Here is a 20,140-nt window from a genome sequence, read left to right on the forward strand (position 1 = left end):
GTCTCTCCGGGTTACATCGGAGGCGTGAGGCCGTCTTTACCGGCAGAAATGCCGCGAGCAACAATGTTGCCCTGCGCATCTTTCATGCCGAACAGCACCACTTTGGTCCCGGCTTTCAGCAGGCTGCGGTTGCCAGGCTCGATCAGCACAACAGGCACATCGTCAGGCACAATCACGGTTTTTTCCATGTCGTGCACTTTCACCGTCAGTGTCTTGCCATTGTTGTTCACCAGCTTGCCAACGGTGCCGTTGGTCATGGTATTGATTTTGCCGTCCGGCGATTCAAACGGGTTGAAGCCTTCACCGCTGCCACGCAGGCTTGGCGCAAAGACGTGCACTTCCAGCGCTTTCAGCTCGCCATTAGCCATTGGCACAGCCGCGGTGCCGATAAAGCTGTCTGGCTTGATGTCACTCATTTTGGCTTTGCTGACGCTGTTCACTTTGGTCTGATCGGTGATTTTCACGTCCAGCTTATCGCCCTGGCGGGTAGTGATCTGCACCGCAGAATCGCTGACCGAGTCGATAGTACCGCGAGTAGGTTTGATGGTGGTGTCTGCAGCGAAAGTACTGCCGCTGACCAGCAGCGTGCCGAGCAGCAGGGCTGCAATGCGGGACTTGATCATGTTTCTCTCCTGAGAAGGATGCTGTGTGCGTTGTATAGTTAGTGTGCTAAGTAAGCGTAAGCGGAGAATGTGAAACTGCCAGGTGCATTGCGGATTTAATGTGTTTGGAAACGTTACGGGCGCCCCCAACCACTTTAGTCAGTGACTGGGGGGCGCTGGTGCAGCTAACGCACCTACAGATTGAAGTATGACGAGGAATTAATTGATGATATTCAGGGTCACATCAATATTGCCTCGGGTGGCATTCGAGTACGGGCAAACAATGTGCGCGGCGTCGACCAGTTTTTTGGCTTCTGCTGGGTCCATTCCTTCCAGGTGGATATTCAGTTTTGCTTCGATACCGAAACCCGTTGGGATCGCGCCGATACCCACTTCGCCTTCAATAAAAGCCTCTTTAGGCAGGGAGATTTTGTCGCGACCAGCCACAAACTTCATCGCCCCCAGGAAACAAGCTGAGTAACCTGCAGCGAACAACTGCTCTGGGTTAGTCACTTCGCCGCCTGCGCCGCCCATCTCTTTTGGCACGCCCAGTTTTACGTCCAGCACGCCGTCGGAAGAGGTCGCACGGCCGTCACGGCCGCCGGTGGCTTTAGCTTTTGCGGTATAAACAACTTTTTCGATAGACATGGTGAGACTCCTGCTTAGTGTTTGTATGTGCGATTTAATCGCGTGCGATTTATATAACGAAAAGAAAGCCGATAATGAATTTAGTGCCGCCTGCGCTTACCCGTGAAGGTTGTCGCGCAGCGTTTCCAGCCCGGTTTTCAGCGAGGCCAGCGTATCGCTGTCACAGGCTGAGGCACAGAACACCGATTCAGGGATATTCGTCGCCTTACTGCGTAATTCTTTGCCCTGCTCCGTTAACGTGACGACTACCTGACGCTCATCTTTGCGTGAACGCTGGCGATTAAGCAGCCCGGCGGCTTCCAGCCTTTTCAGCAGCGGCGTTAACGTAGCGGAGTCCAGAAAAAGACGTTCACCAATCTCGGAGACCGTTACGTCATCCTTTTCCCACAGCACCAGCATCACCAGATATTGCGGATAGGTGATATCGAGCTGAGTTAACAGCTGTCGATAGAGCTTGTGCAGCGCCAGATTGGCGGAATAAAGCGCAAAGCACAGCTGTTGATCAAGCAACAGTGGCGAGTCCTTGGCTTTTTTGTCATCTTTGTCTGTAGTCATGACTAAAAATATAAATAGCACACGATATAATTGCAAGCGAAATTTCTACCAACGGGAGAAAGCGGATGGACTCACTGGAAGAACAGGCACGTCGTTATGCCACGAAAGCCCACGCCGATGCAGGTCAGCGGCGAAAATACACCGATGAACCTTACATCGTTCATCCGGCAGCCGTGGTGGAGCTGGTAAGAAGCATCACCGATAACGAGGTAATGCTGGCTGCAGCATGGCTACACGACACGGTCGAAGACACGCCATCCACCTTAAATGACATCAACAACTTCTTCGGCCCTGAAGTGGCTGAGCTGGTAGAGATGCTGACCGACAGCCATCCGGCTGAAGCTAAAAACCGCGCCGCGCGCAAAGTTGCCCATTTCCAACATACGGCAAAGGCCTCTGCTGATGCGCAGACCATCAAGCTGGCGGATATCATTGATAACACCCGTTCGATTATCCATTTCGATGCGCATTTTGCCCGCGTCTATCTGGTCGAAAAGCGTGTGCAGATTGCGCTGCTAACCGCCGGCAATCCTGAGCTGTGGAAGCAGGCTTCGTTCATTATTGAACAGGGCATTGAGCAGCTGACTCAGGCGCCCTACCATGTTCCGGCTGACTGGTTTAGCCGCCAGCAGCAAAAATACCCCGTCAACAGTGAGAAAATGTGATGAATACCTGGTTTACCGAAGTGCTGGAGGCGCACGTCGCCATTGAGAACTGGCTGAGTGAAGGCACAGGCGAGCTTCAGGCTTTACTGGATCGCTTCACGCCTGATTTTTCAATGATTGGGCTAACCGGCGCGGTGCTGGATCAGCCAAAACTGAGTGGCTTTTTCCGCGCCAGCCAGGCCGCCAAACCCGGGCTGAAGATTGAAATTGCTGAGATGGAAATGGTCAGCGACTGGACTGAAGGCGCCGTGGTGAGCTACCGGGAGATTCAGTCTCTGCCGGGGGCCGAGCCTACTCAGCGGCGCTCAACCGTGGTCTTCAGCCTGTCGTCCTCTGGCATCCAATGGCGGCATTTGCATGAAACACCTATAAGCATCTAATTATCAACAGGATAACCTGACAGCCATTTATGCTAGCTTGATTGCTAGCAATATTGAGCCTACTCTTACGTCAGTCTTAACGAGTGAGAGAGGTCATGATGGATTTTGTAAAAAGAACGATTGCGCTGGCAATGCAGAATGTTGAAGAAGGTGGCAGACCCTTTGCCACGGTGATTGTGCGCAATGACGAGATCATCGCTGAAAGCGCCAACAAGGCCGCGCAGAGTCACGATCCGACCGCTCATGCTGAGATCCTGGCGATCCGCGAGGCTTGTAAGAAGCTGCAAACCGAAGATCTCTCCGACTGTGAGATCTACATTCTGGCCAGCCCTTGCCCGATGTGCCTTGGCTCGCTGTACTATTGCAGCCCGAAGCAGGTGATTTACATCACCACCCGCGAAGAGTACGTGCCGTTTTACCGCGACGACCGTAAATACTTTGAGCTGGAGAACTTCTATCAGGAGTTTGCCAAGCCGATCCCACAGCGCCGCCTGCCAATGAAGCAGCAGCCGGACGTGGAAGCGCTGGAAGTGTATAAACGTTGGCAAGAGCTGAACCGCCCTGCTGACTAAAGCGCGAGTGAGCGCTCTGGTGAAGCGATTAGCTTAGCGTGTGGGAACAAACAGAGAACGGAAACCGACGAGTGCGGTTTCCGTTTTTTTATTACTGGTGGTAGAAGATATCGCCGGATTCAGCCTGCACGATTTTGCCATCTACTTTGGTGAACAGCACATAGTTGCCGCCCATATAAGTCCAGGCCGTGCCTTCGGCTGGTTTTGGCAGGTTGCGGGTTTTCCAGTCCACCACTTCATATTTCTTGGTGCGGTAACGGTCTGGGATCACGCTACCGATGTTGAAGCGCTGGAAGTCCGCGAAGAACGTTTTCACCGCATACGGGTGCGCCGGGTCTGGCTTCTCTGGCGCATCCTGGTTGTGCTCCGCAGGCGTTTGTACGTCTGGCGTCTGGCCTGGCGTCGTTACGCCCTGATTATCTTGAGCAGAAGGCGTTTCCGCCACCGGTGCTGACTGGTCGTCAGCAGCAGCCGGATCCTGCGTGGCAGGAGCCTCGCCTTGGGTCGTCTGAGCCTGCTCGCCTTCTGCATACGCAGTGGACATTACTGGCAGGGCTCCCATCAATACAGCGGATAACAACACGATCTTCGACTTACTCATAATTTCTCCAGATTGGACACCGTCAGCCCTGAGGCGCACTGATTAAATTCTACAAAATTAATCGGTTCTGTTTTTACTTTTTTGCACGTCAGGACTGTGGAAACGCGCACGCTCGTCATTTTGACGTAGAAGATAATGCCTTCGCGGCTGGAAGGCACAGAAATTTTGTAAAGAAGGGTTCTTTTGGGGTAAGCATTCGCGCTTAGCTGCACAAATAAAAGGACGGTCTAAAGGGTGGACCTGCTCAAGCTGATGGCGTCTTAAGAGTAAGCAGCAAAAAACCGTTTCGTTTATTGCGATTTTCGTTTATTTCGATTAATCTTATTTTGGTCATGAGGCTCATCTATGACTGAAAGCTGAAAAAACGTCCAACCGACCACTAAACTGGAATCACAAATGACAAACTCAATTCTTGATAGCTTGAGCCTACCGGCTCCAAAGGAGATTGAGGCAGCACTACAGGGACAAAGAGAGCTGGCTACCTATCTCTCAACGAAGCTGGAAACACAAAAAATTTCGATTCAGGATGCAGATAACAACACCAGGCAGATTGAGCTTCCAACATCAGCCCTGACGTTGTTGATGACAATCCTGGGTGAGCTGGCCGTGGGCAACGCGGTTCAGGTGGTTCCTGTTCATGCTGAATTGACATCGCAGGAAGCGGCCAACATTTTGAATGTTTCACGCCCACATTTAGTGAAAATGTTGGAAGAAGGGATGCTACCTTTTCATAAAACGGGCCGCCATCGTCGTGTGCTTTTTGCTGATCTGATGAAGTACAAAGAGCAGCGTGATAATGAAAGCAAACAAGCGATGCAGGAGTTGGCAGACCAGAGCCAGGAGCTTGGGCTTTACTAATGAATCATTCTCCTTACCCCGTAGTGTTAGATGCTTGCGTATTATATCCCTCTTTACTACGGGATTTACTCGTTCGCCTGGGGCTGACTGGACTTTATCAGCCAAAATGGACGGCCGTGATCCATGAGGAATGGCAGCGAAACTTGCTGAAAAATAGAGTCGATCTCACGCTGGCACAAGTACAAAGAGTCGAAGAACTGATGGACAAAGTGCTTCCGGATGCCATGGTCACCGGTTTTGAGCAGCTGGTTGACAGCGTGGACCTTCCAGACCCAGACGATCGACATGTTGTTGCTGCGGCTGTAAGGTGCAATGCAGAAGTGATAGTGACTTTCAATATGAAAGATTTCCCACCTCAATCGCTGAAACATTTTGATGTAGAGGCACTTCATCCCGATGAATTTATTTCGGATCTCTTTGACTTAAATCAGGCACTGGTTCTGTCAGCCGTAAATACTCAGCGGACTTGCCTGAGAAGACCACCGATATCGGTTGAAGACTATCTGGAGTCTTTGTTACGACAGGGCTTACCACTAACAGTTAAGGCATTGGAGAAGTTCCGTTTTCTTATTTAACCGGCATTAGAACGATTGTATTAGAGAACAGTTAAATCTCGTCAAGTTGAAGAGTTACTTATCAGATTAACTCATATCTCCACATTGAAAAATTCGTAAATTGAATGGAAAAGTTCTGTAAAATGTGGGGGAACTCTATTTAATAATAACATTGAAAAATACTTCGTTAAAGATGACGACAATTACACAGTATTTTTCAAAAACACTAATGAAAAATGGGGATTTAATAGAATTAGATGCACTAAAGACCAAAATGGAAAATTCACAACAGCTATTGAAAACGTAAACCATTACGACCAAAAATCCTGGTTTAAAGATTGATCTAAAAATTAAATTGTACTGCGGGCATCATTAATTTGGCGGAAGATCACAGGAGTCGAACCTGCCCGGGACCGCTGGCGGCCCCAACTGGATTTGAAATCCAGCCGCCTCACCGGAGACGACGATCTTCCTCTTTGAAGAGGCGCAGAGTATAGCAGCCCCTCCCGAACAGATAAATCAGTCCTCCCAAAACGTCTTTAATCAACACTGGTCTTCCCCCGACAGGATCATGTCCGTTTTTGGCCTTCTTTGTATCGCAAGTTCCCGCCATTATTGGGCTATACCCTCTTCCAATGGAGTCCGGAAATGTCCAATACGGTCCTTTTAGTGATTGACGCGCAGCAGTCCTTCTATCATCGTGGTTATCAGGAAACGGTGGAGATGCCCGCTTTTGAACGCAGTATCAGCGCGTTGATTGGTGGCTGCCACGTTCGCGGTATTCCGATTGTTGACGTTTTCCATGTGGAAGAGGATGGCCCGTTTTCACTTGATTCTGGCCTGGTCGAGCGCCTGCCGTTCCTGAACCACAAAGTGGCTAAAACGGTGCAGAAGCGCGTGCATAATGCGCTGACAGAATCCGGGCTTGAGCCGTGGCTGCGCGAGCAAAAAATCGATCATCTGATTATCTGTGGTCTGCGCACCGAACAGTGCTGCGAAACCACCGCCCGAGTGGCTTCAGACCTGGGCTACAAGGTGACGTTCGTGACGGAAGCGACGCTGACCTTCCCGATTTGCCATAACCGCATCACGCTGAGTATCGCTGACCTCCGTCATCATACTGAAGCCGTGCTGATCAACCGATTCGCCTCTATCCGTACCGTGGAGGAGTGTCTGCAGGAGTTGCCATAACATGACTATCCCGGTGTGGTTTTTGATGGTGCCTGGCATTGTGTCACTTGATGTGACCGGCCCGGCGGAAACGCTGAAACTGGCAGGCGGCGCATTCTCGCTGCGTTATATCGGCCCGGAGGAGAGCATTATGACCTCCACTGATATGACCGTTAGCCGCATCGAACCGATGCCCGATCGCTTGCCAGCCGGGAGTTTGTTAGTCGTTCCTGGCGTGCAGGACTCCAGTTCCGACTTTGATACGCCGCAAGGCGTTGCCGCGCGTAACTGGCTGATGCGCCAGCAGCCGGATATCCATGCCCGGCGGATTACGCTGGTCTGTATTTGTTCCGGAGCCATCCTCGCGGCAAAAGCTGGCTTGCTGAACGGCGTACAATGCACCAGCCATCATGAAGTGATTACCCGGCTGAAAAACGCCGATCCAGCGGCTATCGTGAAAGAAAACCGCATCTTTGTGGAAGATCGTGGCATCTGGACCAGCGCTGGGATTACCGCCGGGATCGACCTCTCACTGCATCTTATCCACCAGCTTTGCGGCTCGCAGATGGCGCTCAACGTCGCGCGTGAAATGCTGATCTATTTCCGTCGCTCCGGCGAAGATCCCCAGCTGTCGCCCTGGCTGCGTTATCGCAACCATATGCATCCGGCGATTCATCGCACTCAGGATCTGCTGGTTGTCCATCCGGAACAGGACTGGCAGCTGGAAGAGATTGCCGGAAAAGTGCATGTCAGCCCGCGCCATTTAACGCGGCTGTTCAGGCAACATCTGGGGATCAGCGTGAGGGATTATCATGAGCAGCTGCGGATAGCGATTGCCCAGCAGCGTTTACAGCAAGGTGAAGGGGCAGAGAAAGCGGCGCTCTCGGCAGGATTTTCGTCATCGCGTCAGCTGCGCCGCGCGTTGCAGCGCTGGCAGGCTTAGCGGGAAGGTGAATCGCGCAGAGCAGAGGGGATCATCCCGCCAGCCTTGCAGCGCTCACCTCAAGCTAAAATCAGCAGCAGAAAAGCGGGCCTGTCTCTCCACCCGCCCTTCTCGACCTTAACGCTGCAAAACCTACTTCTTCACGCTCTCGATAAAGGTTTTACGGGCGGTTTTCGAGCCCAGACGCTCCGCTTCATCCAGCAGTTTCAGCGCCTTATCCACGTCTCCGGCTTTGACTGCCTTCTTGATCGACTCGTTAAACCAGGCGTCTGAATCGTCCAGCATCGGCTCTGCAGGCTTAGCCGGTGCGGCTGTAGTGGCAGCTGCGGCCGATGTGCTGCCCACCACTACTGGCGCAGCGATTGTAGTCTCGGAGGAAGGGAACATCTGGCCAATCATCACGTTACCGGCTTTTTGCTCAGCGGTAACTTTGATACTCAGCGTGCCCGTTGGCGTGTGACGAGCCACAGGATCCGGGATATCTGGCACTGCGTTGCCCACGCCTGCCGCATATGCTTTGGCCGGATTGACCATTTGCGTGGTGGCCTCAAGATCTTTGCGGGTGGTGTACACCAGCAAATAAATTTGTTTCTGCCCCAGCGCTGGGGTCAGCTTCAGCGTGCCTTCAAGGCGATCGCTCGAGACAATGCCTGGCTTCTCGTAAGGGAAGGAACTGCTGGCATAAAACGCCGCCGGGCGCATATGTTCATCCAGTACCACCACGTTTGGCGCGTAAACGGTTTTGCCGGTCACCACGCTGGTAATCACAACTTCCAGTGAACCCCGATCGGCAGGCAGGGCAAATGCGCCTACCGCGCCCTGAATGTCACCCTCATTAATCTGTCCGCCCGCCGTAGTGAGCTGCACATCCTGCGTCACTGGCGGCACCAGCGGCACCCAGGAAAGTTTGTGTAGCTGCTCGCTGGAGAGCGTCGGGGCTTTGGCTGCATCCTGCTGGGCAGCAAACGCCACCGCGGGCGCACCGGCCATCAGGCTTAACGACAGACACAGAGACAACAGCGTCTTTTTCATTGGGATTTCCTTTTGCATCGCCTTTGCAGACTGATGTCGGTTTACTGAATCACTCGCGAGGCAGCCAAAACTGACCTTATCCCTGGGAACTCTTCACGACTTCCCAGGGAAAGTAAGGCCAGTCAGCGCCTCCGCATCACGGAAGATGACGGAACATTTACCACCAGACTTCCATCTGTGCGCCGAAGGTCACTTCATCGTCGTTGCCACGGCTGAAGGTACGTGCGCTGGTGTCATTCATTGCCAGACCGTTGTCTGCGCCAGAGTCAGTGTCGTAGCCCCAGTTCTCATCCCACTTGGCGTAAGTGGCGAAGACGCGGATGGCCGGACGCGACCAGATGCTGTCGCCCGCCTGCCATTGCTGTGCAAGGGTCACTTTATACTGTCCGTTACGATCGCCAGTACGCTGGGATTTCACGTTGTCGTAACCCGCTTCCACCAGGGTGCTCATGATAGGCGTCCATTTGTACATCGGGCGCACACCAACGGTGTGCCAGGTGGTGCCGTTGTTGTTATCACGGTCAGTGTCCTGATACATCGCCACGTACATCAGGCTCCAGGTGTCGTTAAAGTCAATCGCACCGTGGTCGAGCACGCGGATCATGCTGCCGTTATTGTTGATCGCTGCACCGTTAGAGTGACCGTTAGAAGAGCCGGTGTTTGGATCGGTCATCGAGTCAGCCGCGTACTGCAGCACGAATTTGTTGTAGCCGTTATAGATGCTCTGCGTGTGCTCTGCCGTCAGCAACCAGCCATCTTTGGTGGCATTGTCATCCAGAGAATAGCCGTCACGCGCGTTGGCACGGCCATAATCCACACCCAGTTCCAGCATGCCGCCCGGGTTAGTTTGCAGCCCGGCCAGACGGACGTCGAACACGTCATTAGACGTTGGCAACTCGTTGCGCTGGTCGGCAATGTAGCCAAACGATCCGCCGCTTTCCGTGTTACGCGTGGCCGCGATAGAGAGCTTACCAAAGCCCACATCCACATCTTCCAGACCCGCACCAGGACCGGAAATGTCCCAGTAGTAGAAGTCGATCATGTGCACGTCATGGCGCTGGTAGAAACGCTTACCTGCCCAGATAGTGGAGCCTGGCAACCATTCGATCAGGTTTTTACCTAACACATTGGCTTCACGGAAAGCCGGATCGGTTGCTTCCCAGTCATTCTGCTGTGAAACGGAGTACGCCACGTTACTGTTGAAATAGAAGCTCTTATCGCCCTGCTTCCAGACTTCCTGACCCAGCCTCAATTCGGCATAGGTTTCACATTCGTTACCCAGACGGTATTTACTCTCCGCCCCGGTCGCTTTGAAACATTGCTGCTCACCGCCGCTGCCTGACCAGCCAATTCCTGAACGCGCATAACCGGTGAAATCCACCGCCATTGCCTGAGTAGAAAGGACGCCTGCAGCCACTGCCAGCGCCAGAGAGGAATTACGTATTGTTATCATCATCTTCTCCTGTAGGGGGACATGTGCATTTAAACGCCCGGCTCCGGGTGTAACCGGCGACAGGCCGTCCCGTCTTCACGGAACAGATGACAGCGGTGTGGCGGCAGGCCGATAGCGAATGTTGCACCTTCTTCTACCAGCACCACGTCGTTCTGGCGGTAAACCAGGTTTTGACGAATTGCCGGAATCTGGATGTGGATCTGGGTTTCGTTGCCGAGCTGTTCGACGACCTGCACCTCACCGGTGAGCGCAATCTCAGCGCTGTCGCCAGGCAAAAGGTGTTCAGGGCGGATGCCCAGCGAAAGGTTGCTGCCCACTATCACGTCGCTGCCGGAAACAGACAGCCAAACCCACTGACGATCGGGCAGCTCTACCTGCACGCGGTCTGGCTCGGTAGCCACCACTTTCACCGGCAGGAAATTCATTTTTGGCGAGCCAATAAAGCCCGCGACAAAGCGGTTGGCCGGGTAGTGGTAAAGTTCAAGCGGCTTGCCAATCTGGGCGATGTGTCCGGCGTTCAGCACCACGATTTTGTCGGCCAGCGTCATCGCTTCCACCTGGTCGTGGGTGACGTAAATCATCGTGCGCTTCAGGCGCTTATGCAGCCTGGAGATCTCGATACGCATCTGCACACGCAGCGCGGCATCCAGGTTAGAGAGCGGTTCGTCCAGCAAAAAGACGGTTGGCTCAGCCACCAGCGTCCGGCCAATCGCCACGCGTTGACGCTGGCCACCAGAAAGCGCTTTAGGACGACGATCGAGAAGGTGCGCCAGCTGCAAGACTTCTGAGACCTGATTCACCCGTCGTTCAATCTCGTCTTTTTTTGTGCGCGACAGCTTGAGGCCAAATGACATGTTCTCGGCCACAGACAGGTGCGGATAGAGGGCGTAAGACTGAAAGACCATGCCGATACCTCGTCCGGCAGGCGGCACCTCATTCATGCGCTGGTTGCCAATCTTCAGCTCGCCGGAGGTGATGTCCTCCAGCCCGGCGATCATGCGCAGCAACGTGGATTTACCGCAGCCGGATGGGCCAACGAAGACCACGAACTCGCCTTCTTCAATCTCCAGATTGATGTCGCTGGAAATCACGGTCTCACCGAAGGCTTTATATACGCCACTGAGGGAAACGCTCGCCATCCTGGACTCCTGTAAATGGGGGCTACTGAATGCCTCGCAGCATGACGACATCACCGGCGAGCGTAATCCTCCGGCAGCCGGTTTTTTGTGGGGGAGGAGCAGGGAGGATGAGGAGCCGCAGGCAAGGCGGGAAAGTGCCGGGCAAAAGTCAGTTTCGTGATCTGCACTGCAAAAAATGATGGCTGATAAGGGGGCTTAAGGGGGATTACTGAAGGCATTGCTAGCGACGTCACATTCTGAGAGGTGGGGGCGTAGGCAGAGGGATGATGAAGCGCAATGAGGTTAACTTCACACTGGCGTCGTACCCTCGCTTTTCCGTCTGGGGCCAAGCCCCACAGCAATGAAAGGACTGGATTATGGCCCTCAGCATTAAGAACATCATTAAACACACTGTCGCGGTCTCCGCATTGGCTACGCTGGTGCTCTCTTCTTCCGCCTTCGCCAAAATTGAAGAAGGCAAACTGGTGATTTGGATCAACGGCGATAAAGGCTATAACGGCCTGGCCGAAGTCGGTAAGAAGTTCGAAAAAGATACCGGCATTAAGGTCACGGTTGAACACCCTGACAAGCTGGAAGAGAAGTATCCGCAGGTTGCTGCCACTGGCGACGGCCCGGACATCATCTTCTGGGCGCATGACCGTTTTGGTGGCTATGCCCAGTCTGGCCTGGTGGCCGAAGTCAGCCCGGATAAGGCGTTTAAGGACAAACTGTTCCCGTTCACCTGGGACGCGGTCACCTTCGACGGCAAACTGATTGGCTACCCGGTTGCGGTTGAATCGCTTTCGCTGATTTACAACAAAGACCTGGTCAAAACACCGCCGAAAACCTGGGAAGAGATCCCGGCGCTGGACAAGACCCTGCGAGCAAACGGCAAAAGCGCCATTATGTGGAACCTGCAAGAGCCCTACTTCACCTGGCCGATCATCGCGGCAGATGGCGGCTACGCCTTCAAGTATGTTGACGGCAAATACGACATCAAGAATACCGGCGTGAACAACGAAGGATCGAAAGCTGGCCTGCAGTTCATTGTCGATTTAGTGAAGAACAAGCACATCAGTGCCGACACCGATTACTCGATTTCTGAAGCGGCCTTTAATAAAGGGCAAACCGCGCTGACTATCGACGGTCCGTGGGCCTGGTCAAACCTCGATAAGAGCAAAATCAACTATGGCGTAGCGCTGCTGCCCACCTTCCACGGCAAACCTTCCAAACCTTTCGTGGGTGTGCTGACTGCAGGCATCAACGCGGCCAGCCCGAACAAAGAGCTGGCGAAGGAGTTTATTGAAAACTACCTGATTACGGATGATGGCCTGGCTCTGGTGAATAAAGACAAACCACTGGGTGCCGTAGCGCTGAAATCGTACCAGGAAAAACTGGAAAATGACCCGCGCATTGCGGCCACCATGGCCAACTCGAAAAATGGCGAGATCATGCCAAACATCCCGCAAATGAGTGCCTTCTGGTACGCCGAACGCAGCGCGATCATCAACGCCGTGAATGGCCGACAGACCGTTCCTCAGGCGTTAAAAGATGTTGAAGCCCGAGTAACTAAGTAACGGATTTTGCTGAAAAACGGGGGCACGCTGCTGGCGTGGCCCCGATCCCACAAGGATTGCTCTTATGCCTTTAGCTCAGACCAGCCTGACCCCCTCTAAGCGACCGGTGAAGACCGCGCTTGCCTGGACGGCGATCGCCCTTTTTGCCCTGCTGGCCGGTTATTTGATTGTGCTGATGTATGCGCAGGGAGAGTACCTGTTTGCCATTCTGACGCTGCTCCTCGCCAGCCTTGGGCTGTATATTTATGGCAACCGCCGCGCTTACGCCTGGCGCTATGTTTATCCAGGCCTGGCAGGGATGGCCTTGTTTGTGCTGTTCCCGCTGGTGTGCACTATCGCCATCGCCTTTACCAATTACAGCAGCGTCCACCAGCTGACCTTTGAACGTGCTCAGAGCGTGCTGATGGACCGCCAGTTCCGTGCGGATAACGCCTGGAATTTCGCGCTATATCCTGATGAAGAGAAGTGGCAGCTGGCGCTAACCTCGCCGGAAAACGGTGCCGTTTTGGTGTCCAAACCCTTCGCATTCGATGCCACTAAGCCGCAAACGCTGGAGATGGCGGCGCAAAAACTCCCTGAGACGGCCAAAGCCGGCCTGCGGATCATCACCCAGAACCGCCAGGCATTGGGCCAGCTGTCAGCAGAACTGGCTGACGGCACGCAGCTGCGCATGAGTTCGCTGCGCCAGTTCTCTGGGACTCAACCCCTTTACCAACTCAGCAAGGACGGCAATCTGCTGACCGACAGCCAGAGCGGTAAAGTCTACAGTCCCAATATGAATACCGGTTTTTATCAAGCGATCAATGCCAAAGGAGGCTGGGAAACAGAGGTTCTCAGTCCTGGTTTTACGGTGGGTATTGGCTGGAAAAACTTCCTGCGCGTGGTGCAGGATGAGGGGATCAAAAAACCCTTCCTGTCGATTTTTGTCTGGACGGTGGTTTTCTCATTACTGACGGTGATACTGACCACCGCGGTCGGCATGGTGCTGGCGTGCGTGGTGCAATGGGATGAGCTGAAAGGCAAAGCCGCCTACCGATTGCTGCTGATCCTGCCTTATGCCGTCCCTGCATTTATTTCTATCCTGATTTTCAAAGGGTTGTTCAACCAGAGTTTTGGCGAAATCAACCTGGTGCTGGGCACTCTGTTCGGCATCAAACCGGCCTGGTTCAGCGACCCGCTGACCGCCAAAACCATGCTGATTATCGTCAACACCTGGCTTGGTTATCCTTACATGATGATCCTGTGTATGGGCCTGCTGAAAGCCATTCCCGACGACTTGTATGAAGCCTCGGCGATGGATGGCGCAACGCCGGTTCAGAACTTCTTTCGCATTACGCTGCCGCTGCTGATTAAGCCGCTAACGCCGCTGATGATTGCCAGTTTTGCCTTTAACTTTAATAACTTTGTGCTGATCCAGTTACTGACCAACGGCGGACCTGACCGGCTCGGGACGACCACGCCAGCCGGGCACACCGATTTGCTGGTCAGCTACACCTGGCGCATCGCCTTTGAAGGCGGCGGCGGGCAGGACTTTGGCCTGGCGGCAGCGATTGCCACCCTGATTTTCCTGCTGGTTGGCGGCCTTGCGGTGATCAATCTCAAGGCTTCAAGAATGAAATTCGATTAAGGAGGCGTTATGGCCATGGTTAAACCGAAGTCTCAGCGTCTCAGATTGCTGCTGACTCACCTGTTATTACTGAGTTTTGTCGCGCTGATCCTCTTCCCGCTGCTGATGGTTTTTGCCATCTCGCTGCGGCCCGGAAACTTTGCCACCGGCAGCCTGATCCCGGAGACGGTTTCCTGGGATCACTGGAAACTGGCGCTGGGGATAGCGGTAACCAACAGCGACGGCAGTATTACGCCGCCGCCGTTCCCGGTGATGCTCTGGTTATGGAATTCCATCAAGATTGCGGCGATCACCGCCATCGGGATTGTCACCCTGTCCACCACCTGCGCCTATGCGTTTGCCCGCATGAAGTTTCGTGGCAAAAGCTCGCTGCTGAAAGGCATGCTGATTTTCCAGATGTTCCCGGCGGTCTTGTCGCTGGTCGCCTTGTACGCCCTGTTTGACCGGCTGGGGATGTACGTTCCCTTCCTTGGGCTGAATACCCACGGCGGGGTGATTTTTGCCTATATGGGCGGCATCGCACTGCATGTCTGGACGATTAAAGGCTACTTCGAAACCATTGATAACTCGCTGGAGGAAGCGGCTGCGCTGGATGGTGCCACACCGTGGCAGGCCTTCCGCCTGGTATTGCTGCCGCTGTCGGTGCCAATTCTGGCAGTGGTGTTTATTCTGTCGTTTATCGCCGCCATTACCGAAGTACCGGTGGCTTCCTTGTTATTACGTGACGTGAACAGTTACACGCTGGCGGTAGGCATGCAGCAGTACCTCAACCCGCAAAATTACCTGTGGGGCGACTTCGCTGCGGCGGCTATTTTGTCAGCCATTCCGATCACTGCGGTGTTCCTGATAGCCCAACGCTGGTTGGTGGGAGGCCTGACGGCCGGTGGTGTGAAGGGATAAGTATTTTTACCTGTAATAAGATTATTACAGCTAGTCCTGTGTCCTGGGTGGCCTTACGGCCACCCTTTTTTTATCTGCTGCTGTCGGTCAGATAACCGAGACTTTACGGCGGCGCTTATCCAGATCCTGAATCAAGCTGTTCACATCGGGATCGGCAAACATCGCCTCCAGCGTGTGGGACAGTTTACGCCGCCAGTTTGGGTATTCGTCACTGGTGCCAGGCACGTTAACCGGTGCCGCCATATCCAGCCAGTCTTCCGGCTGCAGCCCCAGTAGCGCGCTGGCACTGTCCGCCACATAGCGTTGCAGGCCCCGGCGCACTACAGGCGTTAGCTGAGCGGCCCGCTTCGCCGTTTTCCCTGAGACACACCCGTAATGATGCAGGCCATCCAGCAAGCCCTGACGGGCCTTCGCCCGGTCGGCGTAAAGCGTGGCCAGCACCGCTTCATCACGGTACAGCCCCAACGCTTTCCCCAGGGCTAAATCATCGCCCTGCCAGTAGCTGCGCAATGTCGGTAAATCATGGGTCGTTAATGTCGCCATCGCCTGGACCGGATAAGACTGCGGGGCACGGAAGCTGTTTTCCTCATCGCGCTCAAAGTAGAGTACTTTGTAGGAGTAGACACCGCCTTCACGCAGCTTGCTAACAATCTCAACCGGCACGGTGCCCAGGTCTTCCCCAATCACCATGCAACGGTGGCGCTGACTTTCCAGGGCCAGGATTGCCAGCAGGTCGTCTACCGGATACTGCACGTAAGCGCCTTTGTCCGCACTTTCTCCCGCCGGGATCCACCACAAACGCAGCAGCGCCATCACATGATCGATACGCAACGCCCCGCAGTGGATCATGTTGGATCGCAGCAGATCGATAAACGGCTGATAGCCACGGGTGATCATGGCCCAGGGATCCATTGGCCGTAAATCCCAGTTTTGCCCTTGCGGACCCAGAATATCCGGTGGCGCACCGACAGAGGCTTTCAGGCAATACAGCTCGCCATCTCCCCATGTTTCGGCCCCTCCTTCCACCACACCTACCGCTAAATCACGGTACAGACCAATCGGCATGGCGGCCTGCTGGCTAAGCTGATAACAGCTTTCCACCTGTGTTTCGGCCAGCCACTGTAACCAGAGGTGAAACTCCACCTCCGGTGCCTGCTGCTCGCAAAAAGCCCTGACTACCGGGCCACGCGCGTTGCGGTAAGCTTCGGGCCACTCATTCCAGCCCTGCGCTTTGCCGGTTTCGTGCTCAAGATGCAGATACAACGCGTCATAAGCGGCCTGAAGCCAGAGACTTTCACCCCCCTGTTTCACAAACCGGGCAAAAGCCTGGCATAGCGCATCATTCTGCTTACGCTGCAGAAAACGCTGATAGGCCAGACGCAGTCCCTGCAGCTTCAGCGCCATTACTGCGCTGTAATCCACCCAGTCTGTATCCCGGGCAGCCTGCAAAGCTTGTTGCGTCTCAGCAGCCTGCCACCACTGTTGCGCAGCCTCACTCAAGCGGAAGTCTTCAACCGCCGCAACGTCGATATAAATAATATTCAGCCAGCGGCGAGACGACGGACTGTACGGGCTGGCTGCCTCAGGATTGCCAGGGCAAAGCGCGTGGATCGGGTTGAGGCCGACAAACGCTCCGCCGCGTGAAGCGACGTGGGTCAACAGCACCCGGAGATCGCCAAAATCGCCAATTCCCCAGTTATTCTCCGAGCGCAGCGTATAAAGCTGGATGCACGCTCCCCAAAGCTTTTTCCCCGCCAGCAGCGAGTCCGGTTCGTAGCAACGTTTAGGGGCCACAATAACCCGGCACTCCCAACTTTGCGTTCCCTGGCTTAGCGTAAGCCGGTGATAACCAGCGGCCAGCAGGTCGGGCAGCGCCAGCGTCATTCTGCCGTTAACCCTTCCCTGCTGTGAAGCACCGCTTTCCTGATGAAAGTGCCAGAGGAAATCCCCGTCACCGTTAACCGGCAGGGCAAACCGGTTGCCTTCGGTAAACACTTTGACGGTGGGCACCGGCCTTACCGGCAGACGACGCTCGTTGCTCCAGCCCATCGCCTGGAGAAGGTCGCGTTTGGTTTCTGCTGCAATAGCCTGAGGCTTGCCATGCGCATTGATGAAGCCGGAGGCAATTCCTGCCTCCATGGCTGCCTGCTCAAGTGCATTATTTTCCATTGGGGTCTCCTCAGCGCTTCGCCTGCCAGATTCGCTGTTGATAGTCGCGAATTGAGCGATCGGAACTGAACATCCCGACACGGGCAGTATTCAGAATGGCGCTGCGCGTCCACTGCGTGGCATCGCGGTACAGCACTTCAACCCGCTGCTGTGCGGCGCAGTAATCAGCAAAATCCGCCAGCACCAGATAAGGATCGCCGCCTGACAGCAGGCTATCCAGCAGCGGTTTGAAGGCGGTTTTATCCCCCGCACTGAAGAAGCCATTTTCCAGCTCTTTCAGCAGCGTATTCAGGTGCTTGTCCTGCTTACGCAACGCCAACGGATCGTAACCCTTGCTCAGCAGCGCCTTTACCTCATCAACCGTTTTGCCGAAGATAAAGATATGCTCCTCGCCAACCTGTTCAGCAATCTCCACGTTCGCGCCGTCCAGCGTGCCAACGGTAAGCGCCCCGTTCAGTGCCAGCTTCATATTGCCGGTGCCGGAAGCTTCTTTACCCGCAGTAGAAATCTGCTCTGAAACGTCTGCTGCCGGGATCATGATTTCCGCCACTGACACTTTGTAGTCAGGGATGAACACCACTTTCAGGCGATCCCCAACCAGCGGATCGTTATTGATTTTTTCCGCTACCTTATTGATTGCATGAATAATATTTTTCGCCAGGTAATAGCCCGGTGCGGCCTTCGCGCCAAACAGGAACACCCGAGGCACACAGTCCATTGCTGGATTATCCCGCAGCTGGCGATACAGAGAGAGAATGTGCAGTAAGTTAAGATGCTGGCGTTTGTATTCATGCAGGCGCTTGATCTGCACATCGAAAATCGCCTCAGGATTGAGGGTAATCCCCAGTGTGCGCTCAACGTAGTGGGCCAGCCGGAGCTTATTTTCGGCCTTAATTTGTTGATAAGACTGCTGGAACTCTTTGTCATCGGCAAAGGCTTCAAGGCCTTTCAGCGCATCCAGATCGGTCAGCCATTCCACATTCAACTTGCTGTCAATCAGCGCTGACAAAGCGGGATTGCATTGCTTCAGCCAGCGGCGAGGCGTGATGCCGTTGGTCACGTTATGGAATTTTTGCGGCCAAAGTTGGTGGTACTCCGGGAACAGATCCTTCACCACCAAATCAGAATGCAGGGCCGCAACACCGTTTACCGCAAAGCCGCTGACCACACACAGGTTAGCCATGCGCACCTGCTTGTTCTGATGGATGGAGAGCTTTTCCCACACCTGCCTGTCGCCAGGCCAACGTTGATCAACGACTTTTTTGAAACGGGCGTTAATCTGCTTAATCAGCGAGAAATGGCGTGGAAGCAGGCTACGGACCAGTTTCTCATCCCAGCACTCCAGCGCTTCAGGCATCAGCGTATGGTTGGTATAGGCAAAAGTCTGGCTGACAATCTTCCAGGCGGCGTCCCACTCCAGTTGATGTTCGTCCAGCAGAATGCGCAGCAGTTCCGGGATGGCGATGGTGGGATGGGTGTCGTTAAGCTGGATCACTTCAAAGCGCGGCAACTCTTCAATCTTGCGCCCGAGGAAATGGTGTCGGCGCAGAATATCGGCCACCGAACAGGCGCACTGGAAATACTGCTGCATCAGGCGCAGACGTTTACCGGCCAGATGGTGATCGTTCGGATACAGGACTTTGGTCAGCTTTTCAGCCTCAACACCCTGTTTTTCGGCCTTCAGAAATTCGCCGTCGTTGAATAAATTAAGATCGAAAGGATGGACTGAGCCCGCTTTCCACAAACGCAGCGGCTGAGTCACGCCGTTCTGATAACCGACCACCGGCAGATCCCAGGCTTCCCCTCTCAAAGAGAATTCTGGTATCCAGTGCTCATGACCGTCTGGCTGTTTGATCAGCATGCCGCCAAAGCCCACGTCTACTGACAGCGCACTGTTGTGGCAGAACCACGGATAGCTTTCACGGTGCCAGTTGTCCGGCGCTTCCTGCTGCTCGCCGTCGCGGAATGACTGACGGAACAGGCCATACTGGTAGTTCAACCCGTAGCCCGTAGCAGGCTGGCCAACCGTGGCCATTGAGTCCAGGAAACAGGCCGCCAGCCTGCCCAGTCCGCCATTTCCCAGCGCAGGATCGACCTCTTGCTCCAGCACATCCGCCAGCTCAACGCCCTGTTCTTTCAGCACTTCCTGCACAGGCTCAATCCAGCCCAGGTTGATCAGGTTGTTGGCGGTCAGCCGTCCAATCAGAAACTCCATCGAGATATAGTTCACGTGCCGCTGCGGCTGTTTACTGGCTGGGGGAGCCGGACTGGCGTTCAGCTGTTCAGACAGCGCCGCGCTGGTTGCCTGCCACCACTGGTGCGGCGTCATCTCCTGCGCCTGATGTAATCCAAAGCCTCGCCACTGGCGTGCCAGCGCGGCCTGAAACAACGATTTATCAAACTGAACCTGCATCACCTTTCCTCGCTCCTGGTAAATTTGTCCCATGCTGAAGGTTCAGCGGGAGCACAGCATCCTCCCGGGTGGGATTAGACAGGGAGGAGAAAAGGGGCGTAGCCAGTAGCGAGTCAGCCCGGGAGAGGAACATGGAAAATCTGATTTTTAAAAATGTGACGAAGTGCGACTAAACGAAACAAAAAACAGTAACGTTCTTGCAATCAATACGTTCCAGGCAGACCTTAAGGAAAACTGATTAATTACACACACTAAAATAATTAAATCCCCCCTAAAAACTGACGTTGAGGCCAGCTGACACGG

Annotated in this window: 19 protein-coding genes and 1 tRNA gene; 10 read left to right on the forward strand and 10 right to left on the reverse strand. The window is 54.3% G+C overall.

Annotation, left to right across the window (positions count from 1 at the left end; all coding sequences use genetic code 11):
• Nucleotides 1-11: 11 nt before the first annotated feature.
• The 3 genes from WCC56_RS01325 to WCC56_RS01335 all read right to left on the reverse strand — a co-directional run bounded on the left by WCC56_RS01325 (nucleotide 12) and on the right by WCC56_RS01335 (nucleotide 1,805).
• On the reverse strand, nucleotides 12-623 hold the full coding sequence (locus WCC56_RS01325) for a hypothetical protein (protein WP_424690640.1): 612 nt from the start codon (nucleotides 621-623) through the stop codon (nucleotides 12-14).
• 198 nt (nucleotides 624-821) lie between these two features.
• Nucleotides 822-1,250 (reverse strand): organic hydroperoxide resistance protein, encoded by a 429-nt coding sequence (locus WCC56_RS01330; RefSeq protein ID WP_424690641.1) that lies wholly within the window; start codon nucleotides 1,248-1,250, stop codon nucleotides 822-824.
• 96 nt (nucleotides 1,251-1,346) lie between these two features.
• Nucleotides 1,347-1,805: a MarR family winged helix-turn-helix transcriptional regulator gene (locus tag WCC56_RS01335; RefSeq protein ID WP_424690642.1), complete on the reverse strand. Its 459-nt coding sequence runs from the start codon at nucleotides 1,803-1,805 to the stop codon at nucleotides 1,347-1,349.
• A gap of 65 nt (nucleotides 1,806-1,870) precedes the next feature.
• Between WCC56_RS01335 and WCC56_RS01340 the strand changes: the two genes are divergently transcribed.
• The 3 genes from WCC56_RS01340 to WCC56_RS01350 all read left to right on the forward strand — a co-directional run bounded on the left by WCC56_RS01340 (nucleotide 1,871) and on the right by WCC56_RS01350 (nucleotide 3,422).
• The gene (locus WCC56_RS01340) at nucleotides 1,871-2,470 is read left to right on the forward strand and encodes an HD domain-containing protein (RefSeq protein WP_424690643.1); all 600 of its coding nucleotides are present in this window, start codon (nucleotides 1,871-1,873) and stop codon (nucleotides 2,468-2,470) included.
• Complete coding sequence (locus WCC56_RS01345) at nucleotides 2,470-2,850, forward strand: DUF4440 domain-containing protein (RefSeq protein ID WP_424690644.1); 381 nt, start codon at nucleotides 2,470-2,472, stop codon at nucleotides 2,848-2,850. The genes WCC56_RS01340 and WCC56_RS01345 overlap by 1 nt, the downstream gene beginning before the upstream one ends.
• 95 nt (nucleotides 2,851-2,945) lie before the next feature.
• On the forward strand, nucleotides 2,946-3,422 hold the full coding sequence (locus tag WCC56_RS01350) for a nucleoside deaminase (RefSeq protein WP_424690645.1): 477 nt from the start codon (nucleotides 2,946-2,948) through the stop codon (nucleotides 3,420-3,422).
• Between the two features lie 91 nt (nucleotides 3,423-3,513).
• Here WCC56_RS01350 and WCC56_RS01355 read toward each other — a convergent pair whose 3' ends face one another.
• Complete coding sequence (locus WCC56_RS01355) at nucleotides 3,514-4,023, reverse strand: RcnB family protein (RefSeq protein ID WP_424690646.1); 510 nt, start codon at nucleotides 4,021-4,023, stop codon at nucleotides 3,514-3,516.
• Nucleotides 4,024-4,419: 396 nt separating this feature from the next.
• On the opposite strand from WCC56_RS01355, the gene WCC56_RS01360 reads away from it, so the two are divergent.
• Together WCC56_RS01360 and WCC56_RS01365 are read left to right on the forward strand one after the other, a co-directional pair.
• Entirely contained in the window at nucleotides 4,420-4,881 is a 462-nt protein-coding gene (locus WCC56_RS01360; protein WP_424690647.1) for a helix-turn-helix domain-containing protein, read from the forward strand.
• Entirely contained in the window at nucleotides 4,881-5,456 is a 576-nt protein-coding gene (locus tag WCC56_RS01365; RefSeq protein ID WP_424690648.1) for a PIN domain-containing protein, read from the forward strand. The genes WCC56_RS01360 and WCC56_RS01365 overlap by 1 nt, the downstream gene beginning before the upstream one ends.
• A 357-nt stretch (nucleotides 5,457-5,813) precedes the next feature.
• On the opposite strand, the gene WCC56_RS01370 is transcribed toward WCC56_RS01365, so the two are convergent.
• Nucleotides 5,814-5,908, reverse strand: a tRNA-Sec gene (locus WCC56_RS01370).
• Nucleotides 5,909-6,083: 175 nt separating this feature from the next.
• Here WCC56_RS01370 and WCC56_RS01375 point away from each other — a divergent pair.
• The gene (locus WCC56_RS01375; protein WP_424690649.1) at nucleotides 6,084-6,626 is read left to right on the forward strand and encodes an isochorismatase family protein; all 543 of its coding nucleotides are present in this window, start codon (nucleotides 6,084-6,086) and stop codon (nucleotides 6,624-6,626) included.
• A gap of 1 nt (nucleotide 6,627) precedes the next feature.
• Nucleotides 6,628-7,548 (forward strand): GlxA family transcriptional regulator, encoded by a 921-nt coding sequence (locus WCC56_RS01380; protein ID WP_424690650.1) that lies wholly within the window; start codon nucleotides 6,628-6,630, stop codon nucleotides 7,546-7,548.
• A 132-nt stretch (nucleotides 7,549-7,680) separates the two neighbouring features.
• Here WCC56_RS01380 and malM read toward each other — a convergent pair whose 3' ends face one another.
• From malM to malK, 3 genes are all read right to left on the reverse strand, one after another.
• Nucleotides 7,681-8,580 carry a maltose operon protein MalM gene (gene malM, locus WCC56_RS01385; RefSeq protein ID WP_424690651.1) on the reverse strand — a complete coding sequence of 300 codons (900 nt, stop codon included), beginning with the start codon at nucleotides 8,578-8,580 and terminating at the stop codon, nucleotides 7,681-7,683.
• A gap of 157 nt (nucleotides 8,581-8,737) precedes the next feature.
• The gene (locus WCC56_RS01390; RefSeq protein WP_424690652.1) at nucleotides 8,738-10,036 is read right to left on the reverse strand and encodes a maltoporin; all 1,299 of its coding nucleotides are present in this window, start codon (nucleotides 10,034-10,036) and stop codon (nucleotides 8,738-8,740) included.
• 26 nt (nucleotides 10,037-10,062) lie between these two features.
• Complete coding sequence (malK, locus tag WCC56_RS01395) at nucleotides 10,063-11,172, reverse strand: maltose/maltodextrin ABC transporter ATP-binding protein MalK (protein WP_424690653.1); 1,110 nt, start codon at nucleotides 11,170-11,172, stop codon at nucleotides 10,063-10,065.
• A gap of 356 nt (nucleotides 11,173-11,528) precedes the next feature.
• Between malK and malE the strand changes: the two genes are divergently transcribed.
• The 3 genes from malE (at nucleotide 11,529) to malG (ending at nucleotide 15,255) form a co-directional block, all read left to right on the forward strand.
• Nucleotides 11,529-12,728 carry a maltose/maltodextrin ABC transporter substrate-binding protein MalE gene (gene malE / locus WCC56_RS01400; RefSeq protein ID WP_424690654.1) on the forward strand — a complete coding sequence of 400 codons (1,200 nt, stop codon included), beginning with the start codon at nucleotides 11,529-11,531 and terminating at the stop codon, nucleotides 12,726-12,728.
• Between the two features lie 64 nt (nucleotides 12,729-12,792).
• On the forward strand, nucleotides 12,793-14,355 hold the full coding sequence (malF, locus tag WCC56_RS01405) for a maltose ABC transporter permease MalF (RefSeq protein ID WP_424690655.1): 1,563 nt from the start codon (nucleotides 12,793-12,795) through the stop codon (nucleotides 14,353-14,355).
• A gap of 9 nt (nucleotides 14,356-14,364) precedes the next feature.
• Nucleotides 14,365-15,255, forward strand: coding sequence for a maltose ABC transporter permease MalG (gene malG, locus WCC56_RS01410; RefSeq protein WP_424690656.1), 891 nt, complete (start codon nucleotides 14,365-14,367; stop codon nucleotides 15,253-15,255).
• Between the two features lie 87 nt (nucleotides 15,256-15,342).
• Here the strand turns inward: malG and malQ are convergent, their stop codons facing one another.
• Both malQ and malP read right to left on the reverse strand, forming a co-directional pair.
• Nucleotides 15,343-17,424: a 4-alpha-glucanotransferase gene (gene malQ / locus WCC56_RS01415; RefSeq protein ID WP_424690657.1), complete on the reverse strand. Its 2,082-nt coding sequence runs from the start codon at nucleotides 17,422-17,424 to the stop codon at nucleotides 15,343-15,345.
• Nucleotides 17,425-17,434: 10 nt separating this feature from the next.
• Entirely contained in the window at nucleotides 17,435-19,837 is a 2,403-nt protein-coding gene (gene malP / locus WCC56_RS01420; RefSeq protein ID WP_424690673.1) for a maltodextrin phosphorylase, read from the reverse strand.
• Nucleotides 19,838-20,140: the final 303 nt, after the last annotated feature.

The sequence above is a fragment of the Erwinia sp. genome, from assembly GCF_049696395.1.
GTDB lineage: Bacteria > Pseudomonadota > Gammaproteobacteria > Enterobacterales > Enterobacteriaceae > Erwinia.

Coding starts and splice junctions, on each gene's coding strand:
- WCC56_RS01325 (WP_424690640.1), bottom strand. CDS start 623: ATGATCAAGTCCCGCATTGCAGCCCTGCTGCTCGGCACGCTGCTGGTC.
- WCC56_RS01330 (WP_424690641.1), bottom strand. CDS start 1,250: ATGTCTATCGAAAAAGTTGTTTATACCGCAAAAGCTAAAGCCACCGGC.
- WCC56_RS01335 (WP_424690642.1), bottom strand. CDS start 1,805: ATGACTACAGACAAAGATGACAAAAAAGCCAAGGACTCGCCACTGTTG.
- WCC56_RS01340 (WP_424690643.1), top strand. CDS start 1,871: ATGGACTCACTGGAAGAACAGGCACGTCGTTATGCCACGAAAGCCCAC.
- WCC56_RS01345 (WP_424690644.1), top strand. CDS start 2,470: ATGAATACCTGGTTTACCGAAGTGCTGGAGGCGCACGTCGCCATTGAG.
- WCC56_RS01350 (WP_424690645.1), top strand. CDS start 2,946: ATGATGGATTTTGTAAAAAGAACGATTGCGCTGGCAATGCAGAATGTT.
- WCC56_RS01355 (WP_424690646.1), bottom strand. CDS start 4,023: ATGAGTAAGTCGAAGATCGTGTTGTTATCCGCTGTATTGATGGGAGCC.
- WCC56_RS01360 (WP_424690647.1), top strand. CDS start 4,420: ATGACAAACTCAATTCTTGATAGCTTGAGCCTACCGGCTCCAAAGGAG.
- WCC56_RS01365 (WP_424690648.1), top strand. CDS start 4,881: ATGAATCATTCTCCTTACCCCGTAGTGTTAGATGCTTGCGTATTATAT.
- WCC56_RS01375 (WP_424690649.1), top strand. CDS start 6,084: ATGTCCAATACGGTCCTTTTAGTGATTGACGCGCAGCAGTCCTTCTAT.
- WCC56_RS01380 (WP_424690650.1), top strand. CDS start 6,628: ATGACTATCCCGGTGTGGTTTTTGATGGTGCCTGGCATTGTGTCACTT.
- malM (WP_424690651.1), bottom strand. CDS start 8,580: ATGAAAAAGACGCTGTTGTCTCTGTGTCTGTCGTTAAGCCTGATGGCC.
- WCC56_RS01390 (WP_424690652.1), bottom strand. CDS start 10,036: ATGATGATAACAATACGTAATTCCTCTCTGGCGCTGGCAGTGGCTGCA.
- malK (WP_424690653.1), bottom strand. CDS start 11,172: ATGGCGAGCGTTTCCCTCAGTGGCGTATATAAAGCCTTCGGTGAGACC.
- malE (WP_424690654.1), top strand. CDS start 11,529: ATGGCCCTCAGCATTAAGAACATCATTAAACACACTGTCGCGGTCTCC.
- malF (WP_424690655.1), top strand. CDS start 12,793: ATGCCTTTAGCTCAGACCAGCCTGACCCCCTCTAAGCGACCGGTGAAG.
- malG (WP_424690656.1), top strand. CDS start 14,365: ATGGCCATGGTTAAACCGAAGTCTCAGCGTCTCAGATTGCTGCTGACT.
- malQ (WP_424690657.1), bottom strand. CDS start 17,424: ATGGAAAATAATGCACTTGAGCAGGCAGCCATGGAGGCAGGAATTGCC.
- malP (WP_424690673.1), bottom strand. CDS start 19,837: ATGCAGGTTCAGTTTGATAAATCGTTGTTTCAGGCCGCGCTGGCACGC.